Raw genomic sequence first — 25,569 nt, 5'->3', positions numbered from 1 at the left:
GCATTCAAAGTGTGCAGTATGCACAAAAATGGGCGATAACTCGCATAATTCTGCGTGTTCCGCCCATTACCAAATACCTCTGAACATTTACCCCCATAAATTGCACAGACAAATTAAAAAAGCAGGAGACAAAACCCCCTCGTCCATTCCAAGCTGCATAATCTTCATAATTTCCTCATTTCCATGTAAAAATCTGCGGACAACAAATGCAACGATCACATTTCTTATTTCCGCATCCGCTTCGTGTTTCATGGAATATAAAATCAACAGGTGCGCCGCCACTAAATTACATAATACACACGCAAGATAATTTTTTAATAATTTACGGTTCTTCTGGGGCGTAAAAGCAGAACGCATCCAGTTATACACAAGCATGTTTTCCCACTGCTGTTCATTTTCCTGTGCTGTCCACTCTTCTCTGGCATGATTCCATTCATCAAATGTACATGTCCGGTTTAAATGAAGTAATTGCAATATTTTATCACTGGTACCGGATTTATCGGAGAACATTGATCCAAGAATAATTTTTTCATAAGCATTTACCGTCCCACACAGAGACTGGAACTGCTGTTCTCTGTTAACTTTTGTATTCTTTATCCCCTGATACATTGCCTGGTAAAACGATGGTTTAAAAAAATGTTCCAGCTTTTCCCCTACTGCTTCAAAATCCTGTTCAGCTATCTGTGAACTCATTTTTTCTATCGTATAAGCCCCATAAAATTCCCGGAACCACAATGGAAGTTCTGACTTCTGAATAAAATCTGTGATTTCCCCCCTCACTGTAAGATTGATCTTCATCACATGATTGTATATAGGAATGTCTTCCATATCTAAATCCGGATCGCGCTCAAACATAAAAGTTATTTTCCCGGATACCTCAAATAACAGGTGTGCTGCTTTCGGACAACCCAGAAAGATATATTTCTCATCTGTATCATACGACCTTACTGTTTCCCGTGGAAATATTGCACAGGTACGGCATAGTTTCTTATTTCCTTTATTTAGTACAATTTCGCACAACTGGTCTTCATTCAGCATCGGGCACATTCCATCCGTATCCCGCAGCCGCACTATATAACTCTGTAAATCAGAGTTATATGTTACACCTTTTCTGGCAAATCTTCCAATCTCTCCCCCCATCATCCTGTAATCTTTTAATGTTTTCTCTTCCATTGCTATCATCCATCCCCCGCAGCAGGTCAATGGGCACTCCGCTCCAATACATGCAAATTCATCGTAAAACGTTGTTTTTAACAGATTCATTTTTTCCTCTTTCTATGAAAAATGTCCTGGAGCGTAACGCCCCAGGACATCTTTACATTGCATATAATAATTACCGTTTTTCCAGAGATTACTGTAATAAGGAGAGTACACCCTGTGTAGACTGGTTCGCCTGTGCAAGCATAGACTGACCTGCCTGTGCAAGAATGTTGTTCTTGGAGTACTCAACCATCTCTTCTGCCATATCTGTATCACGGATACGGGACTCTGCAGTCTGGGTATTCTCTGCTGCTGTATCAAGGTTGCTGATGGTGTGCTCCAGACGGTTCTGGATCGCACCCATTCTACCACGCTGTGCAGATACTTTCTTGATTGCTGCATCAATGGTATCAGTTGCTTTCTGTGCGCCAGCCTGTGTGCTTAAATCAACTTTGTTGCCATCTACGCCAAGTGCTCTTGCACTCATGTCATCGATAGAGAAACTCATGGTCTGACCTTCATTTGCACCAATCTGCAAGGTAATGCCAGCACCAGAAGATACACTGTCATAACCAGCTTGCCCCCACATAGCATCTGTACTTCCAAGACCAGCTCCGGCGGTGCCAGCACCCATTGTAATATCAGTCACAGTTGATGCGCCACTGGTTGCAAATAAAGTATTTGGCTCATCTGGTGTATTTCCACTTAATTTAACATCAAAGTCGAATCCTGCCGTTTTAAGAACATCTTCTAAATCTTCTGCCGTATATTCTTTGCCTGCTGCAAGATGAATTGTATATTCACCTGCTGTTACCGCATTTGCTCCATCAATTTCAATTGCTGTATTTGTCTCTACTTCTTCTTTGCCTGCTGCCTTATCAAATTTGAATTTAAATACAGTATCATTGAACTCTGCTCCATACTTATTTGCCGTAAATGAAATTGTATCTGCACCAACAAATCCAGTTACTGTTCCTTCATCAGATACTGCCTTCACACCACCGGCTGTTACAGTTCCGGCAGTTGTGTCTGCATCTGCATTAAAAATACCATTCTTTAAAGATACTTTCACTTCAGCCGGTGCACCCGTTGCAGAACTGTCTTCCTGTTTTGCATTTGCGATCAAGTCATCAATTTCGTCCTGTGTATATACCTTATTTTTCGAAAGATTTAAAGTTAATGTCTTTCCATCAGCAGCCCAGATAGCAGTCTCCTGACCTGCCTTTGTTGTTGTGGCAGCTGCTGTTGCTACTTTAATACCTTTCACGTTAGATGTTACAAGTGCACCGTCTAATGTTGCATCTACAACACCAAACTTCGGACCTGACCCGGTTGAAGATGTACTTCCACTCTGAGAACCATCCAGCAGCTTCATCGTGTTGAACTCTGTTGTCTCAGAAATTCTTGTCAGCTCTTCCTGTAACTGGGAAACCTCGTTCTGTACTGCCTCGCGGTCGTCATCTGTCTCTGTACCGTTGGCTGCCTGTACGGATAACTCTCTCATTCTCTGTAAAATAGAGTGGGACTCATTTAATGCTCCCTCAGCGGTCTGGATTAAAGAGATACCATCCTGTGCATTGTCAGATGCTTTATTTAAACCGCGGATCTGGCTTCTCATCTTCTCAGAAATAGAAAGTCCTGCTGCATCATCTGCTGCACGGTTGATCTTGTAACCGGAAGATAACTTCTCTGATGATTTTGCCTGCATTCCTGTTGTAACACCTAAATTTCTGTTCGCATTCATTGCGGACATGTTGTGCTGTACTACCATTGCCATAATATTTACCTCCGTGTGATAAAAAATGTGTTCTGCCGTTGCCCGGCATCCGGGAATCCTTTCCCTTTTTTTCCGTGATATGCGGAAATTCTTCTTAATTTTTAAGACATACGTCTTAAAAAGATTTATAATAAGCCCGACCCCTAGGTTAGCCTGACCTTATTACCTTGCTTCTTCTGATCTGCTGCGGCGCTCCCTCATCAGAATTGCAGCGATCTCTTTCTGTGCCTGTTCCGAAATGCCCTGTTCCTTATAGTAGTGAGTACGGTTGCTTTTTCTTTCTGCAGAACTGCGCGCAATGTTCATCTCTCTCGGCGCATCCACCAGAAGATGAATGTTATTTGCAGAACCGCCGGAAAAAACGACCCTGATGTTTTTACCGATGTCAATATAGTCACCTGGCTTTAACGTTAACTTGAGCATATAATCTGTTTTCCTCCCTGATTATCTGTTTCTCCCTGAATGCAACATTCCATATAAAATGTTGCGTTTACAGGCTTGCGGTATTTTCCGCAGAAAGGAGTCATTATGGGTACAACACAGCCGATCCGTGACAAGGACGAACTAAAAAATTTCATTGCATATTACGAGGTTGCACATCCGAATATCCGCAACTATACGATGATCATTCTTGGGCTCTACACCGCATTGCGCATCAGTGATGTATTGAATTTAAAATGGAAAGATGTGTATTATTTTGAGAAAGACTGTTTCTTAGATCATCTTCTGATCCATGAACAGAAAACAGGAAAGGTCAATGAGATTGCCTTAAATTCACACGTTATCAAAGCACTGGACTATTACCGGAAAACAAGAAAACCTGACGCGGAGGATTATATTTTTTCAAAACCCACCACACCTGCGCATCCGCTCTGCCGTTCCCAGGCATATCGTATTGTGCGCAGAGCAGCGGACGAAACCTTATGCGAAACGCATGTCAGCTGTCATTCGCTCCGCAAGACGTTTGGCTATCATGCATGGAAACAGGGAATTTCGCCGGTTCTTCTGATGGATCTGTATAATCATTCCTCGTTTTATATCACAAAGCGTTATCTGGGAATTTCTCAGGACGAGCGGGACAGTATTTTTCATACCATTAATTTCTGAACGGATTTAAAAAAATTTAAATTTGGGGGTTAAGTTTCTTTTTGTTCTGCCGAAATAATAATTGCAAATAAAAAACGCAACATTTTATATGAAATGTTGCGTTTTTTATTTATTATGGCATAACTTTAAATTTATTATGAGTTATTGTTTGAATTATCAGACTTTGTTATAATTCTTATAAATAAAGAAGTGGATCAACCAGCCAAAGGAGTCATAGATCATATGAAAGAAAATATTGCAACCATCCCCTTAATCAAAGCATTCAACGCCAAAGACGAATGCCCTTTCTGCAATTTAGAGCGCGAAGCCGAGCAGCATGCGGTCTCATTTATTTTAGGTTCCGCCTATATGGAGGATGATATCCGTGAAAAGACAGATGCAACCGGATTCTGCCGCCATCACTTTAAAATGATGTACGATTACGGCAACCGACTTGGAAATGCATTGATCTTAAGCACGCATTTGAAGAAACTGAACCAGGAACTCGCAAAAGAAATGTCCGATTTTGCCCCAGGCAAATCAAGTCTGTTAAAACGCATGAAACGCACAGACACAACCACAGAACATGAACCGCAGACTGCACTTGGCGCATGGATCTCCAAAAAGACGACGGACTGCTATGTCTGCGATCATTTCCGAAAAATCTATGGCAGATATCTGGATACATTCTTCGACCTGTATCTGAAAAATGAAGAATTTCGCCAGCTTTTTGAAGAGAGCAAAGGTTTTTGTCTGCCTCATTTCGGAGATCTGATCGAGACTGCGGAAAACAAATTAAACGATACGCAGAAAAAGGAGTTTTACCCGAAGGCATTTGCACTGATGCAGGAAAATATGGAACGCCTGCAAAAAGAAGTCGCATGGTTTGTAGAAAAAAATGACTACCGGAACAAAGATAAAGACTGGGGAAATTCCGCAGACAGTATTCAGCGCGGCATGCAGAAATGTGCCGGCGGCTATCCGGCAGATGAAGTGTTCCGGGCAAAGTTGTAAACTGAGGTCTTTTGGGTTCATGGAACGTAATTTCCAATGAATCAAAAAAGGCATAATGATTCAGGCGAAAAACATTCCTTGTCTTCCCTGAATCATTATGCCTTTTTTCCTAGAACGGAAGTCCGCCAAGACCACCCATGCCGCCGGTAATTTTTGACATGGAATCCGAAGAGAATTCTTCTAACTGACGAAGTGCCTCATTGGTTGCTGCCATGATCAGATCCTCTAACATCTCGATGTCATCCGGGTCAACTACTTCCTCGGATAATTTTACTTTTGTAATCTCTCTCTTACCGGAAACAGTAACTTCAACAGCTCCACCACCTGCTGCTGCAGTAATCTCTTTTTCTTCTAATTCTTTCTGTGCCTCTTCCATCTGACGCTGCATTTTCTGCGCCTGTTTCATAAGGTTGTTCATGTTGCCCGGCATACCGCCCGGGAAACCGCCTCTTTTTGCCATGTGAATCCTCCTAAAAATCGTCTTCTTCTATTTCAAAATTAATCAACTGGCGTAAATCGGGATAGATCTCCCCGCTTGGCGTGCCAGTGTCATTTAATTTTACCAGAATCTCTACCTCTTTGCCAAGTCTTTCTGCAACTGCTGCCCGAAATTCATCCTGGCAGTTGGAACGGTTCTCTTCTATATAAGTGTACGCATTGGCATCCTCAAATGCCAGGATCAGCGTACCGCCCTCTCCTAATGTCGGAACTGCTTTTTTGAGATAGGTTCTTGTGATCCCTGTCAGCTGTGATAAAATGCCGCTCCAGCTGCTCATGATCTGTTTGATATCTTCAGGGATTGCCTTGGGAAGTTCCTTTTTTTTTAACACCGCCGATGCGGCAGAAGAACCTGTTGTCCCCGCAGCCATGTCACCGGATGCCTGCGTTACCACAATACCCTTCTCCAGCTTTTTTTCGAGACTGTCCACGCGGTCGATCAGCGAACCATAATCTTTTTCCATCTCCGGTTTACATAATTTGATCACCGCAATCTCGATCAGTATACGCTTCTGTACGGCATAACGGATCTGATTACTCAGTTCTGAAAAAATACGGATATAGCGCATAAGAATGTCTGTGTCTACCATCTGCGCCTCTTCTTTTAACAGGGCAAGATTCTCCGTTGAAATGTCAAGCACATCCTCCATGTCATCCGAGCTCTGTACAAGCATGAGATTCCTCAGATACCAGGTAAAATCATTGACAAACTGTCCTAATTCCCTGCCCTCAATGACCATCTCATCGATCACACCGATTGCACCGGTCACATTTTTCTCTAAAATCTGACGGAGTAGTCTGCTGAAAATCTCAGTATCAACCGCACCGAGTGTTTCAAGTACTTTGTCGTAAGTAAGATCCTGCCCAAGATAAAACGCAATACACTGGTCTAACAGACTGAGTGCATCCCGCATGGAACCGTCCGCCGCCTTTGCGATATAGCGGATCGCACGTTCCTCCACTGTGACCTGCTCCTTTTCCATCAGTTCCATCAGTCTCGCTGAGATCGTCTCAATGGAAATACGCCTGAAATCGTATCTCTGACAGCGGGATAAGATTGTGATCGGTATCTTGTGTGCCTCCGTTGTTGCCAGAATAAAAATAACATATGATGGCGGCTCCTCGAGTGTCTTTAGCAGTGCATTAAATGCACCTATGGAAAGCATATGAACCTCATCGATAATGTAGACTTTGTATTTGCCTTCCGTCGGACGGTATTCCACCTCCTCACGGATCTGGCGGATGTTATCCACACCGTTATTCGATGCGGCATCGATCTCGATCACATTCATGGAGTTGCCCGCTGCAATCGCCCTGCAGGCCGGGCACTCTCCACACGGGCTGCCGTCTACAGGATGCTCACAGTTGACCGCCTTTGCAAATATCTTTGCGATGGTCGTCTTACCGGTTCCCCTGGTTCCACAAAACAGATACGCATGCCCGATCCTGTCTGCTTTGATCTGGTTTTTTAATGTTGTAACAATGTGTTCCTGTCCTTTGACGTCCTCAAACTCCTGTGGACGGAACTTACGATATAATGCTGTGTATGACATCTTAATCCCCGAAACTGATTCCAATCCGTTTTGCCTCTTTGATCATCTGGCAATCCGGGTCTACTGTTTTTAATCTGCCTGCCACTTCACCTAATGGAACGCGTTTTGTCTTTCCATTGATCATGGCGATCATGTTGCCATAATCCTCGTCCATGACAGCCTGTGCTGCGGCAGAACCAAGTCTGGTACAGAGTACACGGTCGTATGGACACGGACTTCCGCCTCTCTGTGTATGTCCCGGAACCGTCACACGGACTTCCACTCCGGTCTCCTCAAAAATACGATCCGCGATCTCATAGGAAACAGACGGATATTTGCGTTTTGCAACCTTTTCTTTGTACTCCTTTTTGGATAATGCCGCATCCTCTTTTGAGATAGCTCCCTCCGCAACCGCAAGAATTGTAAATCCTTTTCCGGCTTTGGTACGCTTATTAATAGCTGCGATCACTTTTTCAATGTCATAAGGAATCTCCGGCAGTAAAATGATATCTGCACCACCTGCAACTCCTGCATAAAGTGTCAGCCAGCCAACTTTATGTCCCATAACTTCCACGATAAATACGCGGTTATGGGAAGCTGCCGTTGTATGGATGCAGTCGATCGCATCCGTTGCAATATTGATCGCACTCTGAAATCCGAATGTAACATCCGTTCCATAGATATCGTTATCGATCGTTTTCGGAAGATGAATTACATTTAATCCTTCCTCGCGAAGCAGATTTGCCGTCTTCTCCGTTCCATTTCCGCCTAAGATGACCAGACAGTCCAGTCTTAACTTATAATAGGTAGATTTCATCGCCTCCACTTTGTCTAATCCGTTCGCATCCGGCACACGCATCTGCTTAAACGGCTGTCTGGAAGATCCAAGGATCGTTCCGCCTTTGGTAAGTATTCCGGAAAAATCTGCAGATGTCAGTAATCTGTAATCTCCATAAATCAGCCCTTTATAACCATTTAAAAAGCCGTAAATCTCCAGCTCATCCACATTTTCACTTAAGCCTTTTACTACGCCGCGCATTGCTGCGTTTAATGCCTGGCAATCACCGCCGCTTGTTAACATACCGATTCTCTTCATCCGCGTTTCCTCCTGCATACCCATATTTACTTTGCCCAGTTTTCACATATTCCGGCTGACTGACAAAATCGCAGTGCCTGATATGTGTCTTTCGCTCTATTTAAAATATTACCCTTTTCACGGATATTTTGCAATATTTCAGATAAAAATCAAGAGCCAAATATTAACCCACAAAATGATTAATATTCAGATCAATTCCATAAATGCTAGAAAAAAATAAGCGGAGCACACCGATATGTGCTAGAATTATTTTTGAAGAGTTTTACGAAAAAAATTGAACATTTAACTATTTGAAAGGAGATACTGATTTGAATTTTCAAGGAAATATTCTAATTTATCAAAATGAAAAGGGGGATACAAAAGTTGATGCTTATTTCAACGATTCCACTATATGGATGACACAAAAAAGTATTTCCCAACTTTATCAGACTTCTCCTCAAAATGTGACATTACATATAAAAAATATATACGCTGATGGAGAATTATATGAAGAAGCAACTTGTAAGGATTACTTACAAGTTCAATCTGAAGGGAGCAGAACTGTTCAGAGAAAAGTAAAAATATATAATCTTGATATGATTCTTGCAATCGGATATCGTGTACGAAATAATATCGGAATACATTTTCGAAACTGGTCCTCATCCGTTCTCTCCGAATATATGAAAAAAGGATTTGTTCTTAATGATGAACGTTTAAAAAATCCAAAAAAATTTGGTTCCGACTACTTCGATGAACTTCTTGAACGTATCAGAGATATTCGTTCTTCTGAAAAACGTGTTTATTTAAAGGTTCGTGACATATTTGCTACATCTGTTGATTATGATCCACATTGTGAACAGGCAGATCTTTTTTTCAAAACCGTTCAGAATAAACTTCATTATTCCGTTCATGGGCATACTGCACCAGAACTAATTGTTGAACGTGCTGATGCTTCCAAAAAAAATATGGGTCTTACTTCATTCAAAGGTGCGAAAGTAAGGAAATCAGATATAACCATTGCCAAAAACTATTTAACTCAGGAAGAACTTGAAAATTTAAACAGAATTGTCACCATGTATCTTGATTATGCAGAAGATCAGGCTAAACGTCATATTCCAATGTATATGAACGATTGGGAAAACCGCTTAGATGCATTCTTACAGTTTACTGGCAGAAGTGTTTTAGATAATGCCGGACATATTTCCAGAGAAGCTGCCGATAAATTTGTCAATGAACAGTATGCCCTTTTTGATCATAACCGTCATTGTCTAGAATCTGAAGATTCAATGGAATTGGATGCATTACCTATTCTTCCAAAAAAATAAGCGGATCACACCGATATGTGCTAGAATTATTTTTGAAGAGTTTATGTTATTGAAACAGGAGGTACACACTATGCCATTACCAAAAGAAAACACTTACACGACCGATTACATCTATTCACTTCCAGAAGGACAGCGTGCAGAGCTGATCGACGGTGTCATTTATGACATGGCACCACCAAACAGATTGCATCAGAAAATCCAGCAGGCTCTTGCATGGAGCATTGAGACATATATTCGCAAAAATAACGGTTCCTGTGAAGTCTATCCTGCCCCATTTGCCGTTTTTTTGAATAAAGACGATAAAACATACGTCGAACCGGATATCAGCATTATTAGTGACAAATCAAAGCTGGATGACCGCGGATGCAGCGGTGCACCGGACTGGGTCATCGAGATTGCATCTCTAAGTACGAAACGAACTGATTATGGCGTGAAGTTATTCAAATACCGTTCTGCAGGAGTCCGTGAATACTGGATTGTAAATCCACTTACCAAAACAGTAAACGTCTATGATTTGGAAAAAGAAGAGCTGTGCGATCAATATAGTTTTGATGATGATATACAGGTGTGCATTTACGATAACCTGATGATAAATATTGCAGAATTGCTGAAATAAATAAAAACCGCCCCTGCGAACCGGACACCAGCCAACAACAGGAGCGGATGCGTGCTCTGAAGATACACGCCCTGAACAAGCACATTGTATCATTCGGAGCAGCCAAACGCAAGCGGAACACCAGTTCTCTGCTGGCTGTTATTTTTATACCCCAAAATAGAAAGGAATGATACATATGAAAATCGAAAAACTCCCAAGCGGCTCTTACCGGATCAGAAAAATGTACAAAGGGCAAATGTACACAGTTGTGTTTAATGAGAAACCAACACAGAAAGAAGCTATGCAGGCTATGGCTGCAGAACCGGATAAAATAAAAAGTAAAAAATACCATCTAACATTCACAGAAGCTGCCCAGCAATACACAGAAACCAAAGAACATGTGCTCAGTCCTAAGACCGTAAAAGAATACCTTGAAATACCCAGCAGACTCACAGACGATTTTACAAATAAACCTATATACGATATTACGCAAATCGATATTCAAAAAGAAATCAATATCCTGGCAAAAACGCTTGCGCCTAAGACAATTCGTAATTACCATGGCTTTATATCATCCGTTTTGGGAATGTTTCGACCGGAAATGAATATTTCCACAACCCTGCCCCAAAAAATCAAAAATGAGCCGTATATCCCCACTGATGAGGATATAAAACGATTATTACAGGCTGCGCAGGGCAGCATGTTTGAGATTCCTATCAAACTCGCCTGTTATGGTTTACGTCGTTCAGAAATATGCTCTCTGACCATAGATGATCTAAACGGAAACACGCTCGCGATTGATTCTGCCAAAGTGCTGGATAAAAATAATCAATGGGTGGAAAAGCAGACAAAGACAACTGCAAGTACCCGCGAGATTGTCATATCCCCCCCAATTAGCCGATTTAATCCGTGAACATGGATATATTTATAAAGGGCTTCCAAATTCAATTACCAAGCACATGAACAGGTTACAGGACGAATTAAATATGCCCCATTTCTCACTCCACAAACTCCGTCACTATTTTGCGTCCTACATGTCATCTTTAAATATTCCAGAAGCAGATATTCTTGAGATGGGCGGATGGGAAACAGATTATGTTATGAAAAATGTATACCGCCATACTATGAAAGATAAATTAAAAACCTCTCAGGACAAAGCATCCGATGCATTGTCAAAGATATTATTTTAGAATTTGTCATGACAAATTCCATGACAAAAAAAGATATAAATATGACAAATTTTAAGTAAACAGACCAGATATTTTAGAGCAAAACAATAGCCGAAAAGCCTTGATTTTACAATAAAATCTCGACTTTCCGGCTACTTTGCACCAATCGGGGTAACAGGATTTGAACCTGCGACCTCACGGCCCCCAGCCGTGCGCGCTACCAAACTACGCCATACCCCGTAGACAAGGAACATCTTTATCGTAGATGATATAAACTTGTCAGAATCCACTATACCATATGTATATGCTTTTTTAAAGGTAAGAATGCATTTTGTATTTTTTTTATTATTTTTATGCTTTTTTTATTTTCTGGTAGAAAAAAAATTCAGATTGTGTTAAGATTTAACCTTGCAAAAAGACTATTTATTGACATTTTTTTGCAATCAACAAATAATGATATGGATTTATATATCATAGAATTTGGAGGCTGATTTTATGAAAAAGTTATTTGCTCTTTGTGGAAGCATTGCAACTATGCTGCTTTTCACACCGCTAACGATTCTCGCAGCAGAATCCGGCGAAAGCAGTACTGCAACAGTTCCGATATGGCTTTGTATCCCATTTGCCGGTCTGTTACTCTGTATCGCAGTACTTCCGCTTGTAAAACCGGAATGGTGGGAGAAAAACCAGCCGCTTGCCGTAGCCGTATGGTCCCTGTTATTTATCATTCCGTTTGCAGTGACCTATAGTGCCGGAGATGCGGTCGAAACAGTACTTGAGTGTATTTTAAACGATTACCTGACTTTTATCGTCCTGTTATTTGGTCTGTTCTGTGTTGCCGGTAACATCACTTTAGAAGGCGATCTCGCAGGTTCCCCGCGCGTCAACGTAATCTTCCTTGCGATCGGTACCTTACTTTCCAGCTGTATCGGTACAACCGGTGCCAGTATGTTAATGGTACGTCCAATGATCAAGATGAACTCCTGGCGTCAGCACAAGAGTCACATTATGGTATTTTTTATCTTCCTGATCTCGAATATGGGAGGATGCTTAACCCCGATCGGTGATCCGCCACTTTTAATGGGATTTATGCGTGGTGTTCCGTTCTTCTGGAGCCTGCATCTGTTCCCGATCTTAATCTTTAATATGGTAATTTTACTGACTGTATTCTATCTCTTAGACCGTCACAATTACCGCAAAGATATTGCAAACGGCAGAAAACCGGATATCAGCAAAGCCGGTACCACATTAAAGATCGATGGTCTGCACAACATTATTTTCCTTATTATGATCGTTGCTGCTGTTATTTTAAGTGGAACTCTTCCGAACCTTGCAGCATTTCAGGATGCAGCCGGAAACGTTCGCGGTATCCGTGTATTCCGTGAGGTGACACTTGGTTTTCCTTCTATTATTGAGGTTGCCATCATCCTGCTTGCCGCTTTATTATCTTTTAAAACAACAGACTCTCAGATCCGTACCAGTAACCACTTTACCTGGGGTGCGATCAAAGAAGTTGCCGTTCTTTTCATCGGTATCTTTATTACCATGCAGCCGGCACTGATGCTTCTGAAATCCATGGGACCGGAGCTTGGTCTTTCCAAACCGCTTGAGATGTTCTGGGCAACCGGTGCACTTTCCAGTTTCCTTGATAACACACCGACCTACCTGGTATTCCTGACAACTGCAGGTACGCTTGGTTTCACACAGGGTATTGCAACCACGGTCGGAACAATTCCGGTCAAAATGCTTACCGCGATTTCCTGTGGTGCCGTATTCATGGGTGCAAATACTTATATCGGAAATGCACCAAACTTTATGGTAAAATCCATCTCTGATGAAAACGGTGTGCGCATGCCATCCTTCTTCGGATACTTATTATGGTCAATCGTATCTTTAGTTCCGGTGTTTATCATTGACACTCTGGTATTCTTTTTATAAAGGGGGGATTTCACAATGGAAAATAATATCGAAACATCACGGGCACTTGCTACCCGCATTTATGATCTCGACAGTGAAGTTTACCGTCTGGTAGGTTCTTCCCTTGGACGCACTTTTACCGGCGACAAAGAAACAAGTATTCGTAACCTGACAACCCTGATCTCCACACATCCACAGGGACACCTGCTCCGCAGTGAGATCGCTTTAATCGGTAATATGGCGCGTACGATCCGTAACAAAGAGGATCGCAGCCGTATGATGCACGAGTACAATGAGATTTTACATCAGATCGCAGAACTGCCGGAAAGTTTTGGTTCGGTTGATATCCTTGACCAGAACCTTGCTTCCTTAAATACATCCAACCTGCACCAGAAGTTTTCCAAAGACGATCATCTGATCATCTGCATCGGAAGAACACACGGAAGCGCCGGTACGGATATTGGTTTCGCGCTTGCGGATGCATTAAAGATCAACTACTACGATGTTGAAATTTTCAACCGTGTATTAGAGCGTTTAGAGGCAGAAAAAGATTCCGTCACAGACCGTGACAGCTTTACATCAAAGCTTAACCAGGTTGCAAAACATGATACCAGTGCAAAACGTTTCTTAAAAGATTTCAGCCGTTATCACGGCCTGCCGAAGAAAGATGCCGTATTTTTCAACCAGAGCGATCTGATCGTGGAAATGGCAAAAAAAGAAGACTTTATCGTAATGGGCCGCTGTGCGGATGTGATTCTGACAAACAACCGTATCCCGCACATCAGTATCTTCATCACCGCTCCGTTTGAACAGCGTGTGCGCCGTATGATGGAGGTAAACAATCTTCCACTCAAGGAAGCCGTCCGCCGTTTGAAAAAGATTGATAAAGGACATGAGCAGTACTATCATTTTTATACCGGACGTAAATGGGGAGATGCCGTAAACTATGATCTTTGTATCAACAGTGCATGCTACGGTATCGAAGAATCCGTAGAACTGATTGAGCGTATGATCGATATCCATCCGGAGAAGTAGATCACATGCTAAAGAGGCATATTGCAGAAACCAGCTGGGCTGGCTGCAATATGCCTCTTTTTTATGTTTATGTATATTTTTCTTTTATTTTACATATAATTTATAATTGTGCAACAACTATATGGTTTTCCACTATTATGCACTCTTATCCACATTATCCACAGAGTTATCCACATTTTTTCTGATAGTTTGTGTATTGTTTGTATATTGTCTAACATTTTACATTCATCTGTCATTTCATATTTTTGCTGTTCCAGCGTTTTCCTATACAACACGCTTATTGAGCCACTTTCCCCGCTTATACCGTATTACAAATAAGAGTGAGCGGAACACCCAGTCCACATACATTCCGATCCACACGCCAAGCACGCCCATTTTCAGCGTTCCTGCAAAGAAATAGCTACTTGCAACACGGAATACCCACATGGAAAACACGCTGACTTCCATGGTATATTTCGCATCCCCCGCTGCACGCAAAACGTTCGGAAGCGCAAAACTGAGCGGCCAGATGAGCATGGCACAGATGGAAAAAGTCTGCAAAAGCTGCACCGTGATTGCAAACGCCTCGCCGGACAGTGAAAAACACCCAACCATCGGACGGACCAGAATCAATAACGTTATGTCGGTCAAACACATACCTCCATATGCAAGCCCTAACAGTTTTCTGCTGTACCATTTCGCCTGCTCTTTTTCCCCGGCACCAATGCAGCGTCCGATCACTGTCACCATCGCAAGCCCGATCGCAATCCCCGGAATATTGGCAAACCCGGCAATACTGTTTGCCACGGCATTTGCGGCGATCGCAGCCGTTCCAAACGTTGCCGTCAGGCTTGACACCAGAAGTTTACCGATCTGAAACATCCCATTTTCAATACCGCTTGGAATACCGATCTTTAAGATTTTTCCGATCACATCTTTCTGTGGACGCATACAGCCCGGTGTCGCGATGCAGAGCGGATTATCTTTTTTCGATAATAACACGACCATGACAAGTGCAGACACCATTCTTGCGATCAGTGTCGCAAGCGCTGCTCCCATTACACCGATTCCAGCACCATAAATCAGGATCGCATTGCCGCCAATGTTAATCACATTCATGACAAGGCTGGTGTACATACTGATCTTACTGTTTCCAATACTTCGGAAAAGTGCCGCCCCGGCGTTATACACACCGAGAAACGGATAAGATATCGCCGAGATCAAAAAATAAATCTGAGCCGCATCCATCACATCTGCTTCAATCTGTCCGAAAATTGTACGCAATAAAAAACGATGTAAAAATAATACCAGAATCATTACTGTTCCGGATGATGTGAGCATGATAAACATCAGCTGTCCCGCAGAAAGTTTTGCTTTCTCCGGCATCTTTTTACCGAGATACTGGCTGCACACAACGGCCCCGCCTGTCGCAAGTGCCGACAGTATCTGAATCAATAACACACTGATGCTGTCTACGAGTGATACACCGGAAACGGAAGCCTCTCCACAGGAAGACACCATCAGGGTATCAAACAGACCGATGCTTAAAGCCAGCATCTGCTCTATGATCAGCGGTATGATCAGTTTTTTCAAATCCTCTCTTGTAAAAATCGGTTGTTCCATATTAATCCTCATTTCTGCACAGTCTTTTTGTATCACAAATTTGAGCATAAGTACATTCCTGCACAGTCTTTCTGTATAACAAATTTGAACATAAGCACATTCCTACATGTAGAAAATTCAATTTTTCACATGTGTTTCCACACAAAACGTGGCATAGCTTTACGCCATGCCACGTTTTTATTCTGTCATATTTGTTTTGTATTTAAAACGTACTGTCATGCACGGAAAATTCTACCCGTACCAACAGTTCCAATCATCCGTCTTATGCAAGTGCTGCAGTGATGATAGCCATAGAATAAACTTCTGCTGCATTACATCCACGGGACAGATCGTTGATCGGAGCATTTAATCCAAGTAAGATCGGACCATAAGCCTCGAAATTACCAAGACGCTGTGCGATCTTGTAACCGATGTTTCCGGCACTGATCTCCGGGAAGATAAATGTGTTTGCATGACCTGCAACCGGATTGCCCGGGCATTTGGTACGTGCTACACGAGGAGAAACTGCTGCATCGAACTGAAGTTCTCCCTCGATTGGAAGATCCGGATATTTTGCTTTGGCTTTGGCTGCAGCATTACGCATCTTATCTACATCCTCACCTTTACCAGAACCAAGTGTAGAGTAGCTTAAGAATGCAACCTTCGGATCAACACCGAAAATCTTTGCACACTGTGCTGTCTCACCTGCGATCTCAACTAACTCATCCTCTGTCGGATGGATGTTGATTGCACAGTCACCCATTGCAAGAACTTCGTTCTCACCGGTAGCTGCAGGACGTACCATGATAAAGCAGGAAGATACGATTGTGTTGCCCGGTTTTGTCTTGATCAGCTGTAATGCCGGACGTACGGTATCTGCTGTTGAATAGGTTGCTCCACCGAGAAGTGCATCAGCAACGCCCATTTTTACAAGCATGGTTCCGAAGTAGTTTGCCTGGGAAAGAATACCTCTTGCCTGCTCCGGTGTCACACCTTTGCTCTTACGAAGTTCACAGAATAAATCTACCATCTCATCCATTCTGTCATAATTAGTCGGATCAATGATCTCTGCTCCACGGATATTAAAACCGCACTCTTCCGCTTCAGCAGCAATTTTATCCGGATTACCGATTAAGATCGGATGAAGGAATGTTCCTGCTAACAGGCGGGAAGCTGCCTCTAAAATACGAGGATCATCGCCCTCTGTAAACACGATTTTCTTAGGATCTTTTTTTAAGATGTCGATCAGTTGTCCAAATCCAAACATGATTAATTCCTCACTTTTTATAAATTGTAATTGGCGCTCTCTACCAGCGCATATCATGTTTTCATTATATAGCAGTTTTTTCGAAATTCAATATTTGTATTCAAATAAATGCAGTTTTATTTGACATATTCTCTCAACTTTGATATACTGTCAGTGTCTTTGTGAAAAAATTAACGTAAATTGTATTTTTCTTTATACAAAAGGTACCGTATACCAGAGACCTGATCCCCGGATCATGCGTCTGATATACGGTACCTTTTCCATATAATTTTCTGTTGTCTGTGACAAATCTACTGTTCGTTATCTTTTGTTTCTTTCTCCTGCTTATTCCCTGAATGTCTGATTGCACCTAACAGTTCCGGCACATGCTGTTCCTTATCCGGTTTGGTTGCGAGCATGAATCTGCGGAAAAAGAATAAAATTCCGATGCTGACTACGGATAACAGGTCTTCTAATGCTGACGTTTTCTGTACGATCATATGACGGGCAATCAGAAAGATCAAAACCTCCATGATATTCTGTGAACTTGGTTTGCAGAGCATCTTGATAAACTCTACCCCAATCACGACGTCAAACACAGCATCGAGAAAAATAAGAAATGCCTCCCCATTCGTCCGGTTCTGCCAGTATACCAGAAGTTCCGGGAAAAGATTTACCGCCGCTATGACCACACCAACCACAGCAACTAACGCTATGATGAGTTCTAAACCTTCACTTACCTGATACAGTCTTTTTCTGAGTTTGTCCACTGTAATTCCTTTCATCCTGATATATGGTCAATTTTAGATATACAAAACCGAGCGCCTCCCATCGAATCCAGACCACAGACGTTACCTCCACAGTTAACTCGGCCCAGGCACCCTTACGGCACACAAGAGCTTCTGCTTAGGGCTGCTTCATTCCTGACCTGACCCGGTTCACAGATTCCTGTTGCGTAAGACCCAAACTTCAACGCCACTTATGAAGGGCAGCTCCACAATCTGACAACCCTCCGTTCGGCATCACCCCAGCTATAGCGGATTGCTGGTTCAGGGTACCGCTGCCACCCCGGCTGCTCGGAGATTTAAGTATAGCCTATTTCGCCCTGTATTGTCAAGCCAGATACGCGCTTAACAGGGATTTCGCTTTTAACTTTTTTATCTATGCATTTTTATAAATAATCCAGTTATCAGCATTCCATCTGCGGTTACCCTTCGTTCCTGGTCAATACGCGCAAAATTCCCCCTGCTTTTTCCCTATATATTTTTTCTGCTGATTTTCTATCCGCCTTTTTCACATAAAATCTGTTTCACTTTTTCTGTTAGCAGCTCATCGCAAAAAATCCGGTTTATGCTCTTTCGGCTTATACCACTTCCTGCAAAGTTCCGGCTTCTTCGGTACAAATATAACTCTCTTACATTAAAGCCTATGATTATCAGATTAAATATGGTTTCAACCGCATCTCGACAGTAACAGTGCTTTGCGTGGTAATACGTTTTCAATTGATGGAAACCATTCTCCTCAATGTCCCACCTGCGGTGCATCATTTCCCATAAGACTCGGTAGTCTGCCGCTTCCAGAGTCGTTACAAGCCACATGAAACGCTCTGTTTCTTTTCCATTTTCTTCCCACTGCTCATGATACCGCACCACACGCAGTTTATATGGACACCCTTCCATCTTAAAACCAGAAAGATCCCATACTTCAATCTTCTTTTTCCCTTTCCAGAAAGATGCCTTTTTTCCCTCATCCTGTTTGAACAGACGCTCTGCATCCTGAAAAATCATTCTTCTTTCGTCTTTCAGGCGTATCACCCCTTCCAGACCATTTTCCTTCAGAGTGTTGATAAATGGAGCATTCAGATATAACGCATCCGCCACAATCACATCCGCAAAATGTCCATGCCGTTTCTTCAGCCGCTCAATCAACCTTTTTCCGCCTGTCAGTTCTCCTTCGTCTTTCCCAGAACCATCCCTTGGTTTTAACATTTCCTGCCCCAGAATTACGTGTGGCGATTTACCTATAATCATGCACACCACACTCCGGTAAAAGTATTCGGTTTCCCCTGTGTGTTTTTTTCGGCTCAGACAGTTCGGACAGGATTTTTTTGTACTGCTGAATAATTCCACACCATCGAGACCTGCCACAACATATCCGCCTATCGTTCCTTCCCGGAATACCCGGTTACGTTTTATGATATCAATCATTTCTTCATGTATGCTGCGTATTTCATCCGGGTTTATTCTGGAGAGAAGGTCGCGGACTGCATCAACTTTTGGAATCCTTCCACTGATACAGTTTTTCAGTCTTTTCGACATGCTTTCAGGGGCTGAAAAAATGGTATGGAAACTTTCATACTGCAGCATCAGAAAAAGCAGTACCGGCATGACAATGTTAAACAATGGAATAGATTTTCTTTTTCTTTCGTCCGTTAAACACTTGATTTTTTGCGGGATTTTATATACACTCTTCATATAAGTTAGCAGTTTCTTCAATGCTAATTTTTCATTCAGGACACCTTCTTTCGTATGTTTTGTTCCATAACATAATTATACAATAAAAGGTGTCCTTTTTGAGTGATTATACAGAAAAAAACAGTAATTTGATACCCAAAATTGATATCCCCTGCTTTGCCTGGAATTCACAGGCAGAACAGGGGCTTTTATTTTTTAAAGCGAAATCTCTGCGCGCTTAAGACTTCTTTTTCTGGCGAAGTTCTTTAAAAAATGTGGAAAGCATTGCCGAACACTCTTCCCCAAGCACACCCTTTTCTATCTCGACCTGGTGGTTAAACTGCTGCATCTGGAGCAGATTTAATACCGAGCCGGCGCATCCGGCTTTGGGATTCATGCTTCCGATCACCACTTTTTTCATCCGGCTCTGAACGATCGCACCTGCACACATCTGACATGGCTCTAACGTCACATACATCGTGCAGTCCTCTAACCGCCAGTCACCGGTTTTCTTACTCGCTTTGCGGATTGCGGTCAGTTCCGCATGTGCTAATGTGTTGCCTTCTGTATTTCTTCTATTATATCCACGCGCAATGATCTTATCGTTCTGCACGATCACACAGCCGATCGGCACCTCATCCAATGCATATGCTTTTTTTGCCTGCCGTATCGCCGCTTTCATGTATTTTTCATCCTGATTCATGGACAGTTTCCCCGAAATGTTATACTATATAGTATGCAGTATTGTACCGCATTTTTTCATTTTTGTCGAGAAGGAGGCATCTTGCCTGATGCAGTGGAAAAACGCTTCTTTAAAATATGAATCTCAGACAGACCGGCTGATCTTAAAAGTCTTAACACCGAATTATGCAAATGCGGTTTTAAATTTTCAGAACCGCAATCGTGAAAGTTTTGAAGCCTACGAACCGACAAGACCTGCCAACTTTTATACCGCATCCTACCAGCAGGCAGTTTTAAAGTGTGAATGGGATCTCGCATTAAAACAACAGTGTATCCGTTTCTATGTTTTCCGGAAGGATGATCCGCAAATGATCATCGGAACCGTATGCCTGCACGACATCCGCTTTGCAGCATATTCCTGCACAGAGATCGGCTATAAATTTGACGCAGCATTCCGGCGCATGGGCTATGCCTCAGAAGCGATTAAAAAAGTCATGTCACTTGCCTTTTACGACCTTCATCTTCATCGTGTATTCGCACGTGTTATGCCGGAAAACAAGCCCTCCATCTACCTTTTGGAATCGCTCGGTTTTCAGTATGAAGGTGTAGAACGCGGCTGTTTTTTTATCCAGAACCGATGGGCAGATCATCTGCGCTACGCGTATCTCAACCCTTCCACCGACAATTAACAGCTGCATTTTTTATGCACAGCCCCTGTCAAAAACGTCTCCATTTTGTCAGACAGTTATTCCTCAAAAAAACGATACCAGCAGCCAAACCGGTTTTCAACCTGCTCCGGCATAAATTCCGGGAATCCAAAGATGATCGCCATGACACGCTCCTGATTCTGATAAATGCCAGGCACCCCTAAAAACCATCTGTTTTGTGTATCTTCTTCTATTTTTCCAATCACCAGATACCGGTAATTAAAAAATCCATGTAACAGAAAACTGTTATTTCCGAGATACCAGTATTTTCTCGGCAGCTCCCGTAGATCCTTTAATTCAATTTTAATACAGGTAATATTTTTTTCCGAAAATGGCATGCTTGCCGGATGATTTTTTAAAAACTGCTCCCAGATGTCCGTCCACTGGTACTGTGGAAAGAAATTGCGCGCGGGGAGTTCTGTCGCAGCGAGCTCACTGTCATATTTCTGTGCCGGCTGGGTGGTCTGTTTTCTGTTTTTCTGTTGCCTTTTCATACTGTCCGGCACAGGTGTTTTACCTGACACAGGCTTGTTTTCTGTTTCTGATATGATATTTTCCGTTTTATGCACATCTTCTCTTGCATGCATATCTTCTCTTGCATGCATATCTTCTCTTGCATGCATATCTTCTCTTTTATGCAGGTCTTCTTTTGTATACAACTCTTCTTCCACCGGCGGTTCCTCTGGCTGGCTTTCTCTCCACTCCCCAAAGTGCTCCATATCCACGGTAAGCGGCTCCCCCTCCGTCCAGCGGCTCATGAAAATACGTCCATCTTCGCTGCACAAAAAAATCCCGTCCATCTCAAAAAAACTGAGTGATGATGTCGGTATATGCATTATTTTCATTGCTGTGGCAAAATCTCCAGCACCATTGCGGACGTCAATTTCTCCGATCAGACTTCCCTCCATCTGATTACCCTGTTTGCGAAACAGATAAACCCTGCAGTGCGTCTGCGCAGCATAGACACTACGCAGATGGATTTCAAGCCTGCACTCTTCTCCCCGCAGCTCGATCCTGGCAAATCCCGTATTGCCTGCCTTTTTTGCATTTTCATACCCATATATATATGCAATAAACCGTTTCATTCCTGCCATAGGCAATCTCTCATCTCTGTTTTTGTTTTCTTCTATTTGTATTCCGTTTTTTTATAAATTAGAACATAAACGATAACATCCATTGCCTGACGGTCTAAATATAACTACTTACTCTGTCCTTTCATTTTCATTGGTATCCCGCTTTTATTTCTCTCTTCTTTTGATACATTTTGTCATCTGCACGGGATCTGGTATCCTCGATATCCCGGTCTGTTTCCGGGTCAAACTCCGCATAGCCATAGGCAATCTGTATCTGTGGTATTGCGTTCTTCGAATTAAACTCATCCTGTTCCTGCTCCATCTGCCGGAATAACTCTTCCATATCTGAAGGATCATTCCCATAGATCACAACGCAGAATTCATCTCCACCGATCCGGTAACAATTTCCACAATTTCCAAACACATGCAATATGATCCCCGCAGCATTTTGGATATATGCGTCTCCGGCTGCGTGCCCCATCGTATCATTGCACTGTTTTAAATTGTTAAGGTCAAAAACAACAATCTTCGCCTTCTTCGGTCGCCTGTTTACCTTGATCCATTCATCATATGCATTCCGGTTATAGAGCTTCGTCAGCATATCTTTGGTTGCAAGTTCTTCATAGATCTGCAGCTTCCGCCCTGCATCCACCTGCTCTGCCACTTGTCTGCATACTTCGACCGCAAAAATAATGATATAGATAAAAACACCATACATGCCATATATACTTGTCTGAAATGATCCGTAATAAAAGTGCAGCAGATCTGCCGCAAGCGTTCCCAGAAGAATAAACCCACCAACCACAACAAACCGCAGATGGCGGTGTACCTTCGTTTTTCTGTACTCAGAAATCAGCATGACTATCGTATAAAGCAGCGCTACCCCCAACAGGACATGTGTGACCGTGTACATCTGCCGGAAGCCTCGAATCCCGGCAAGCTGCAATATAAGCTGTACCGCCAGATTCAGATATGCCAGCACGCAGATAATATCTGATCCCCACTTGTCCTCAACATCAAAGAATCCCTTGGTAAACCACACAAAGGAAGGCACCATGAGTATCAGGGCTACCGCTGATACGAATACGATCTCAACTCTGACCGGAAACAGGATCAGAAGTGCGGCATCTGTCTCGTTCAATGCCCAAGTTCCGGTCAGAAAGGAAAAAGTGCCAAAATGCAGCAGAGTCTGCTTCATTTTCATTCTGGTCCGTGCGATCAGCCACCACAGTACCATGAAGAAACCCAATAATATCTCTAGCAGACAGATAAATGTTACCGGCATGGATCTGTACAACATTCCGCTATACATCTGGGTATACCCGCCGATTGAAAAATCAATTTGCTTTTGTCTGACCTCCGGATAGACCGCACGGATCATAACCTGGATCTGTTCTGCCCCGGATGGTATCCCGACATAATTCCACATAACTACGGGTGACACCTTAGGCATTGCCTGCTGCTGTCCGACATGATAGATCAGCGTGTCATCAGCGTACACACTGACTTCCATATGCGCCGTATAAAAACGCAGACAGTCCCCTCCATCCTTTATCTTCTGTGCAGAAAATACAAACCTGCGGTTATCCTCATCTGTCTGGTATTCCCTGTCCGGAATAATGCTGCGGCAATATTTTTCCTGATGTTTGTTGTCAAAAAAACTCAATGATAAAATAACAACATGCAGAAAGACACACACTGCCACTATGATATAATATATCCTGCCCAGAATTGTCTTTACTTTCAAACTGCTTCTCCCTTACACTGCCATTTATTGTCAAAGCTATATTCCATATATACCACAAAACATTAGTTTATCAAAGATTAAAATGAAAAACCAAACCATCTTCATCTTGACATTTTTTCTCTGTGATTATATAATAATTTTAGTAACAATTACTATTATCAAGAAAGGATGGTAATATGCTGAAACGAAGTAAGCAGCGGGAATCCATCAAGAAGTTTCTCATCTCGCGTTATGACCACCCTACCGCAGAGACCGTCTATATGAATATCAAGGAAGAATTTCCGAATATCAGTCTCGGTACGGTATACCGCAATCTGTCATTACTGGCAGATATCGGTGAGATCCAGAAACTGTCCACCGGAATTGGACCTGATCGTTTTGACGGTAATCCAAAGCCGCATTACCATTTTATCTGCAAGGAATGCGGGAGCGTTCTGGATTTAAATGTAACGGGACTGGATCATATCAATGTTCTTGCCGCACAGGACTTTGACGGTGAGATTGAAGGACATGTGACTTATTTTTACGGAAAATGCTCTTCCTGTAAAGCCAAAAGACAGACTTCCTGATCATTTTTCCCCAAAAAACTTCTAAAATAATATAAAATAATGTTGACAAAAAGAAGTTTTTCATTTAAAATCAGTAATAGTTACTGATATCAATTTAAAGCATACAGTAATAGATTTCAAATAAGCGGGGAAATCTATTACAGCAGACAAATAACATTTTTCAAAGAAAAGGAGATTAAAATTATGGCAAAGTATGTATGTACAGTATGTGGTTATGTTTATGAAGGCGATGCAGCTCCGGAGATCTGCCCGGTATGTAAAGCTCCGGCTGAAAAGTTCAAATTGCAGGAAGGTGAGAAAGTATGGGCTGCTGAGCACGTAGTTGGTGTTGCAAAAGGAGTAAGTGAGGATATCGTATCCGATTTAAGAGCAAACTTCGAGGGTGAGTGCTCTGAGGTTGGTATGTATCTTGCAATGGCTCGTGTTGCTTACCGTGAAGGTTACCCGGAAGTTGGTTCCTACTATGAGAAAGCTGCATGGGAAGAGGCAGAACACGCTGCAAAATTCGCAGAACTGCTCGGTGAAGTTGTAACAGACAGCACCAAAAAGAACCTTCAGATGAGAGTTGACGCTGAGAACGGTGCAACAGCAGGAAAAACTGATCTTGCAAAACGTGCAAAAGCTGCAAACCTTGATGCAATCCATGATACCGTTCATGAGATGGCACGCGATGAGGCAAGACACGGAAAAGCATTTGAAGGACTGTTGAACAGATACTTCGGTTAATCTTTAAACCGCATAGACAATAAGCATTTCATAGGATAGACAGTTGTCAGCTGTCTATCCTTTTCGTTTGAAAATCAATATATATACTTTATGCCGGTTCCCCAAGTATGATCCGTATCAGGTTTTTATCCAGCATGATCGTCCGGTTCCACGGGTTCACGATAATTCCCTTTGCCTCTTCTGCGGCAAGTACCGCGCGGAATGCCTGCTCAATTCCTGTTAAAAATGTAGACATTACACTCCCGCTTCCCTTTAATTCTTCCTCAAAACTGGTAAATGCCGCCCACCAGCTATTGCCGTCCGGCGTCTGCACTGCCTGTATCTGCATCTGGTTCCCGCCCGTCGGCGGTTCCACCGCTATGATAAACTGACCGCCCTCTTTCATGCGTCTGCGTATCACTGTCAGGGTATGCGCTAACATCTCTTCGCTTGCCTCCTGCTGCAGTGCCGCGATTGCGGTTTCTATTTTTTCATTTCCCTGTAATCCCTCATCGATTTTATTGTTATCCATAAAAGCTCCATTTCTATATGTAAAAAATTTTATTTTTTATACTATTGCCACT

At 42.6% G+C, this 25,569-nt stretch carries 25 protein-coding genes, 1 tRNA gene and 1 other RNA gene; 11 read left to right on the top strand and 16 right to left on the bottom strand.

Features of this window, described 5'->3' with window-relative positions; translation table 11 throughout:
- Positions 1 to 87: 87 nt before the first annotated feature.
- The 3 genes from fliB to RIL182_RS00840 form a co-directional block, all read right to left on the bottom strand.
- Positions 88 to 1,263, bottom strand: coding sequence for a flagellin lysine-N-methylase (gene fliB / locus RIL182_RS00850; protein WP_006858702.1), 1,176 nt, complete (start codon positions 1,261 to 1,263; stop codon positions 88 to 90).
- 88 nt (positions 1,264 to 1,351) lie between these two features.
- A complete protein-coding gene (locus RIL182_RS21905; RefSeq protein ID WP_006858703.1) occupies positions 1,352 to 2,977 on the bottom strand; it encodes a flagellin N-terminal helical domain-containing protein in 1,626 nt (541 codons plus the stop codon).
- 162 nt (positions 2,978 to 3,139) lie between these two features.
- Positions 3,140 to 3,400, bottom strand: a complete 261-nt coding sequence (locus RIL182_RS00840) for a carbon storage regulator (RefSeq protein ID WP_006858704.1) — start codon at positions 3,398 to 3,400, stop codon at positions 3,140 to 3,142.
- A gap of 105 nt (positions 3,401 to 3,505) precedes the next feature.
- On the opposite strand from RIL182_RS00840, the gene RIL182_RS00835 reads away from it, so the two are divergent.
- Both RIL182_RS00835 and RIL182_RS00830 read left to right on the top strand, forming a co-directional pair.
- A complete protein-coding gene (locus RIL182_RS00835) occupies positions 3,506 to 4,084 on the top strand; it encodes a tyrosine-type recombinase/integrase (protein ID WP_006858705.1) in 579 nt (192 codons plus the stop codon).
- A gap of 222 nt (positions 4,085 to 4,306) precedes the next feature.
- Entirely contained in the window at positions 4,307 to 5,077 is a 771-nt protein-coding gene (locus RIL182_RS00830) for a DUF6062 family protein (protein WP_044999473.1), read from the top strand.
- A gap of 109 nt (positions 5,078 to 5,186) precedes the next feature.
- On the opposite strand, the gene RIL182_RS00825 is transcribed toward RIL182_RS00830, so the two are convergent.
- The 3 genes from RIL182_RS00825 to RIL182_RS00815 are packed head-to-tail and all read right to left on the bottom strand — an operon-like array spanning position 5,187 to position 8,203.
- Entirely contained in the window at positions 5,187 to 5,537 is a 351-nt protein-coding gene (locus RIL182_RS00825) for a YbaB/EbfC family nucleoid-associated protein (protein WP_006858706.1), read from the bottom strand.
- Positions 5,538 to 5,547: 10 nt separating this feature from the next.
- Positions 5,548 to 7,128 carry a DNA polymerase III subunit gamma/tau gene (dnaX, locus tag RIL182_RS00820; RefSeq protein WP_006858707.1) on the bottom strand — a complete coding sequence of 527 codons (1,581 nt, stop codon included), beginning with the start codon at positions 7,126 to 7,128 and terminating at the stop codon, positions 5,548 to 5,550.
- Position 7,129: 1 nt separating this feature from the next.
- Positions 7,130 to 8,203: a 6-phosphofructokinase gene (locus tag RIL182_RS00815; RefSeq protein WP_015561561.1), complete on the bottom strand. Its 1,074-nt coding sequence runs from the start codon at positions 8,201 to 8,203 to the stop codon at positions 7,130 to 7,132.
- A 308-nt stretch (positions 8,204 to 8,511) separates the two neighbouring features.
- On the opposite strand from RIL182_RS00815, the gene RIL182_RS00810 reads away from it, so the two are divergent.
- The 4 genes from RIL182_RS00810 to RIL182_RS00795 all read left to right on the top strand — a co-directional run bounded on the left by RIL182_RS00810 (position 8,512) and on the right by RIL182_RS00795 (position 11,292).
- Positions 8,512 to 9,507, top strand: a complete 996-nt coding sequence (locus RIL182_RS00810; protein ID WP_044999474.1) for a virulence RhuM family protein — start codon at positions 8,512 to 8,514, stop codon at positions 9,505 to 9,507.
- Positions 9,508 to 9,577: 70 nt separating this feature from the next.
- The gene (locus RIL182_RS00805; protein WP_044999475.1) at positions 9,578 to 10,123 is read left to right on the top strand and encodes a Uma2 family endonuclease; all 546 of its coding nucleotides are present in this window, start codon (positions 9,578 to 9,580) and stop codon (positions 10,121 to 10,123) included.
- A gap of 175 nt (positions 10,124 to 10,298) precedes the next feature.
- Positions 10,299 to 11,015 carry a tyrosine-type recombinase/integrase gene (locus tag RIL182_RS00800; RefSeq protein WP_157579713.1) on the top strand — a complete coding sequence of 239 codons (717 nt, stop codon included), beginning with the start codon at positions 10,299 to 10,301 and terminating at the stop codon, positions 11,013 to 11,015.
- Positions 11,016 to 11,061: 46 nt separating this feature from the next.
- Entirely contained in the window at positions 11,062 to 11,292 is a 231-nt protein-coding gene (locus tag RIL182_RS00795; protein ID WP_006858728.1) for a site-specific integrase, read from the top strand.
- Positions 11,293 to 11,437: 145 nt separating this feature from the next.
- Here the strand turns inward: RIL182_RS00795 and RIL182_RS00790 are convergent.
- Positions 11,438 to 11,511: transfer RNA gene (locus tag RIL182_RS00790), tRNA-Pro, on the bottom strand.
- 255 nt (positions 11,512 to 11,766) lie between these two features.
- Here RIL182_RS00790 and RIL182_RS00785 point away from each other — a divergent pair.
- Together RIL182_RS00785 and RIL182_RS00780 are read left to right on the top strand one after the other, a co-directional pair.
- Positions 11,767 to 13,209 (top strand): sodium:proton antiporter, encoded by a 1,443-nt coding sequence (locus RIL182_RS00785; protein WP_006858708.1) that lies wholly within the window; start codon positions 11,767 to 11,769, stop codon positions 13,207 to 13,209.
- Positions 13,210 to 13,224: 15 nt separating this feature from the next.
- On the top strand, positions 13,225 to 14,223 hold the full coding sequence (locus tag RIL182_RS00780) for a cytidylate kinase-like family protein (RefSeq protein ID WP_006858709.1): 999 nt from the start codon (positions 13,225 to 13,227) through the stop codon (positions 14,221 to 14,223).
- A 264-nt stretch (positions 14,224 to 14,487) separates the two neighbouring features.
- On the opposite strand, the gene RIL182_RS00775 is transcribed toward RIL182_RS00780, so the two are convergent.
- The 6 genes from RIL182_RS00775 to tadA form a co-directional block, all read right to left on the bottom strand.
- Positions 14,488 to 15,873, bottom strand: a complete 1,386-nt coding sequence (locus RIL182_RS00775) for an MATE family efflux transporter (protein ID WP_006858710.1) — start codon at positions 15,871 to 15,873, stop codon at positions 14,488 to 14,490.
- A gap of 214 nt (positions 15,874 to 16,087) precedes the next feature.
- Complete coding sequence (pta, locus tag RIL182_RS00770; protein WP_015561558.1) at positions 16,088 to 17,071, bottom strand: phosphate acetyltransferase; 984 nt, start codon at positions 17,069 to 17,071, stop codon at positions 16,088 to 16,090.
- 290 nt (positions 17,072 to 17,361) lie between these two features.
- Complete coding sequence (locus RIL182_RS00765) at positions 17,362 to 17,835, bottom strand: hypothetical protein (protein ID WP_006858732.1); 474 nt, start codon at positions 17,833 to 17,835, stop codon at positions 17,362 to 17,364.
- 32 nt (positions 17,836 to 17,867) lie between these two features.
- An RNA gene (ffs, locus tag RIL182_RS00760) (signal recognition particle sRNA large type) lies at positions 17,868 to 18,130 on the bottom strand.
- Between the two features lie 200 nt (positions 18,131 to 18,330).
- Positions 18,331 to 19,524, bottom strand: a complete 1,194-nt coding sequence (locus RIL182_RS00755; RefSeq protein WP_243128698.1) for a transposase — start codon at positions 19,522 to 19,524, stop codon at positions 18,331 to 18,333.
- 217 nt (positions 19,525 to 19,741) lie between these two features.
- Complete coding sequence (tadA, locus tag RIL182_RS00750) at positions 19,742 to 20,206, bottom strand: tRNA adenosine(34) deaminase TadA (protein WP_006857069.1); 465 nt, start codon at positions 20,204 to 20,206, stop codon at positions 19,742 to 19,744.
- Between the two features lie 88 nt (positions 20,207 to 20,294).
- On the opposite strand from tadA, the gene RIL182_RS00745 reads away from it, so the two are divergent.
- Positions 20,295 to 20,873, top strand: coding sequence for a GNAT family N-acetyltransferase (locus RIL182_RS00745; RefSeq protein ID WP_015561555.1), 579 nt, complete (start codon positions 20,295 to 20,297; stop codon positions 20,871 to 20,873).
- 56 nt (positions 20,874 to 20,929) lie between these two features.
- Here the strand turns inward: RIL182_RS00745 and RIL182_RS00740 are convergent, their stop codons facing one another.
- A complete protein-coding gene (locus RIL182_RS00740) occupies positions 20,930 to 21,985 on the bottom strand; it encodes a DUF6128 domain-containing protein (RefSeq protein WP_006857070.1) in 1,056 nt (351 codons plus the stop codon).
- 127 nt (positions 21,986 to 22,112) lie between these two features.
- Positions 22,113 to 23,711, bottom strand: a complete 1,599-nt coding sequence (locus RIL182_RS00735; protein ID WP_006857071.1) for a sensor domain-containing diguanylate cyclase — start codon at positions 23,709 to 23,711, stop codon at positions 22,113 to 22,115.
- Between the two features lie 176 nt (positions 23,712 to 23,887).
- Here RIL182_RS00735 and RIL182_RS00730 point away from each other — a divergent pair, with 176 nt between their 5' ends.
- Together RIL182_RS00730 and RIL182_RS00725 are read left to right on the top strand one after the other, a co-directional pair.
- Positions 23,888 to 24,280 carry a Fur family transcriptional regulator gene (locus RIL182_RS00730; RefSeq protein WP_006857072.1) on the top strand — a complete coding sequence of 131 codons (393 nt, stop codon included), beginning with the start codon at positions 23,888 to 23,890 and terminating at the stop codon, positions 24,278 to 24,280.
- A gap of 183 nt (positions 24,281 to 24,463) precedes the next feature.
- The gene (locus RIL182_RS00725) at positions 24,464 to 25,006 is read left to right on the top strand and encodes an NADH peroxidase (RefSeq protein WP_006857073.1); all 543 of its coding nucleotides are present in this window, start codon (positions 24,464 to 24,466) and stop codon (positions 25,004 to 25,006) included.
- A gap of 88 nt (positions 25,007 to 25,094) precedes the next feature.
- Here RIL182_RS00725 and RIL182_RS00720 read toward each other — a convergent pair whose 3' ends face one another.
- Entirely contained in the window at positions 25,095 to 25,517 is a 423-nt protein-coding gene (locus tag RIL182_RS00720) for an SseB family protein (RefSeq protein ID WP_006857074.1), read from the bottom strand.
- Positions 25,518 to 25,569 lie beyond the last annotated feature (52 nt).

The organism is Roseburia intestinalis L1-82, assembly GCF_900537995.1.
Lineage (GTDB): Bacteria > Bacillota > Clostridia > Lachnospirales > Lachnospiraceae > Roseburia > Roseburia intestinalis.
Note: the sequence above shows the minus strand (reverse complement) of the source record. Positions and strands in the feature narration are given on the sequence as shown.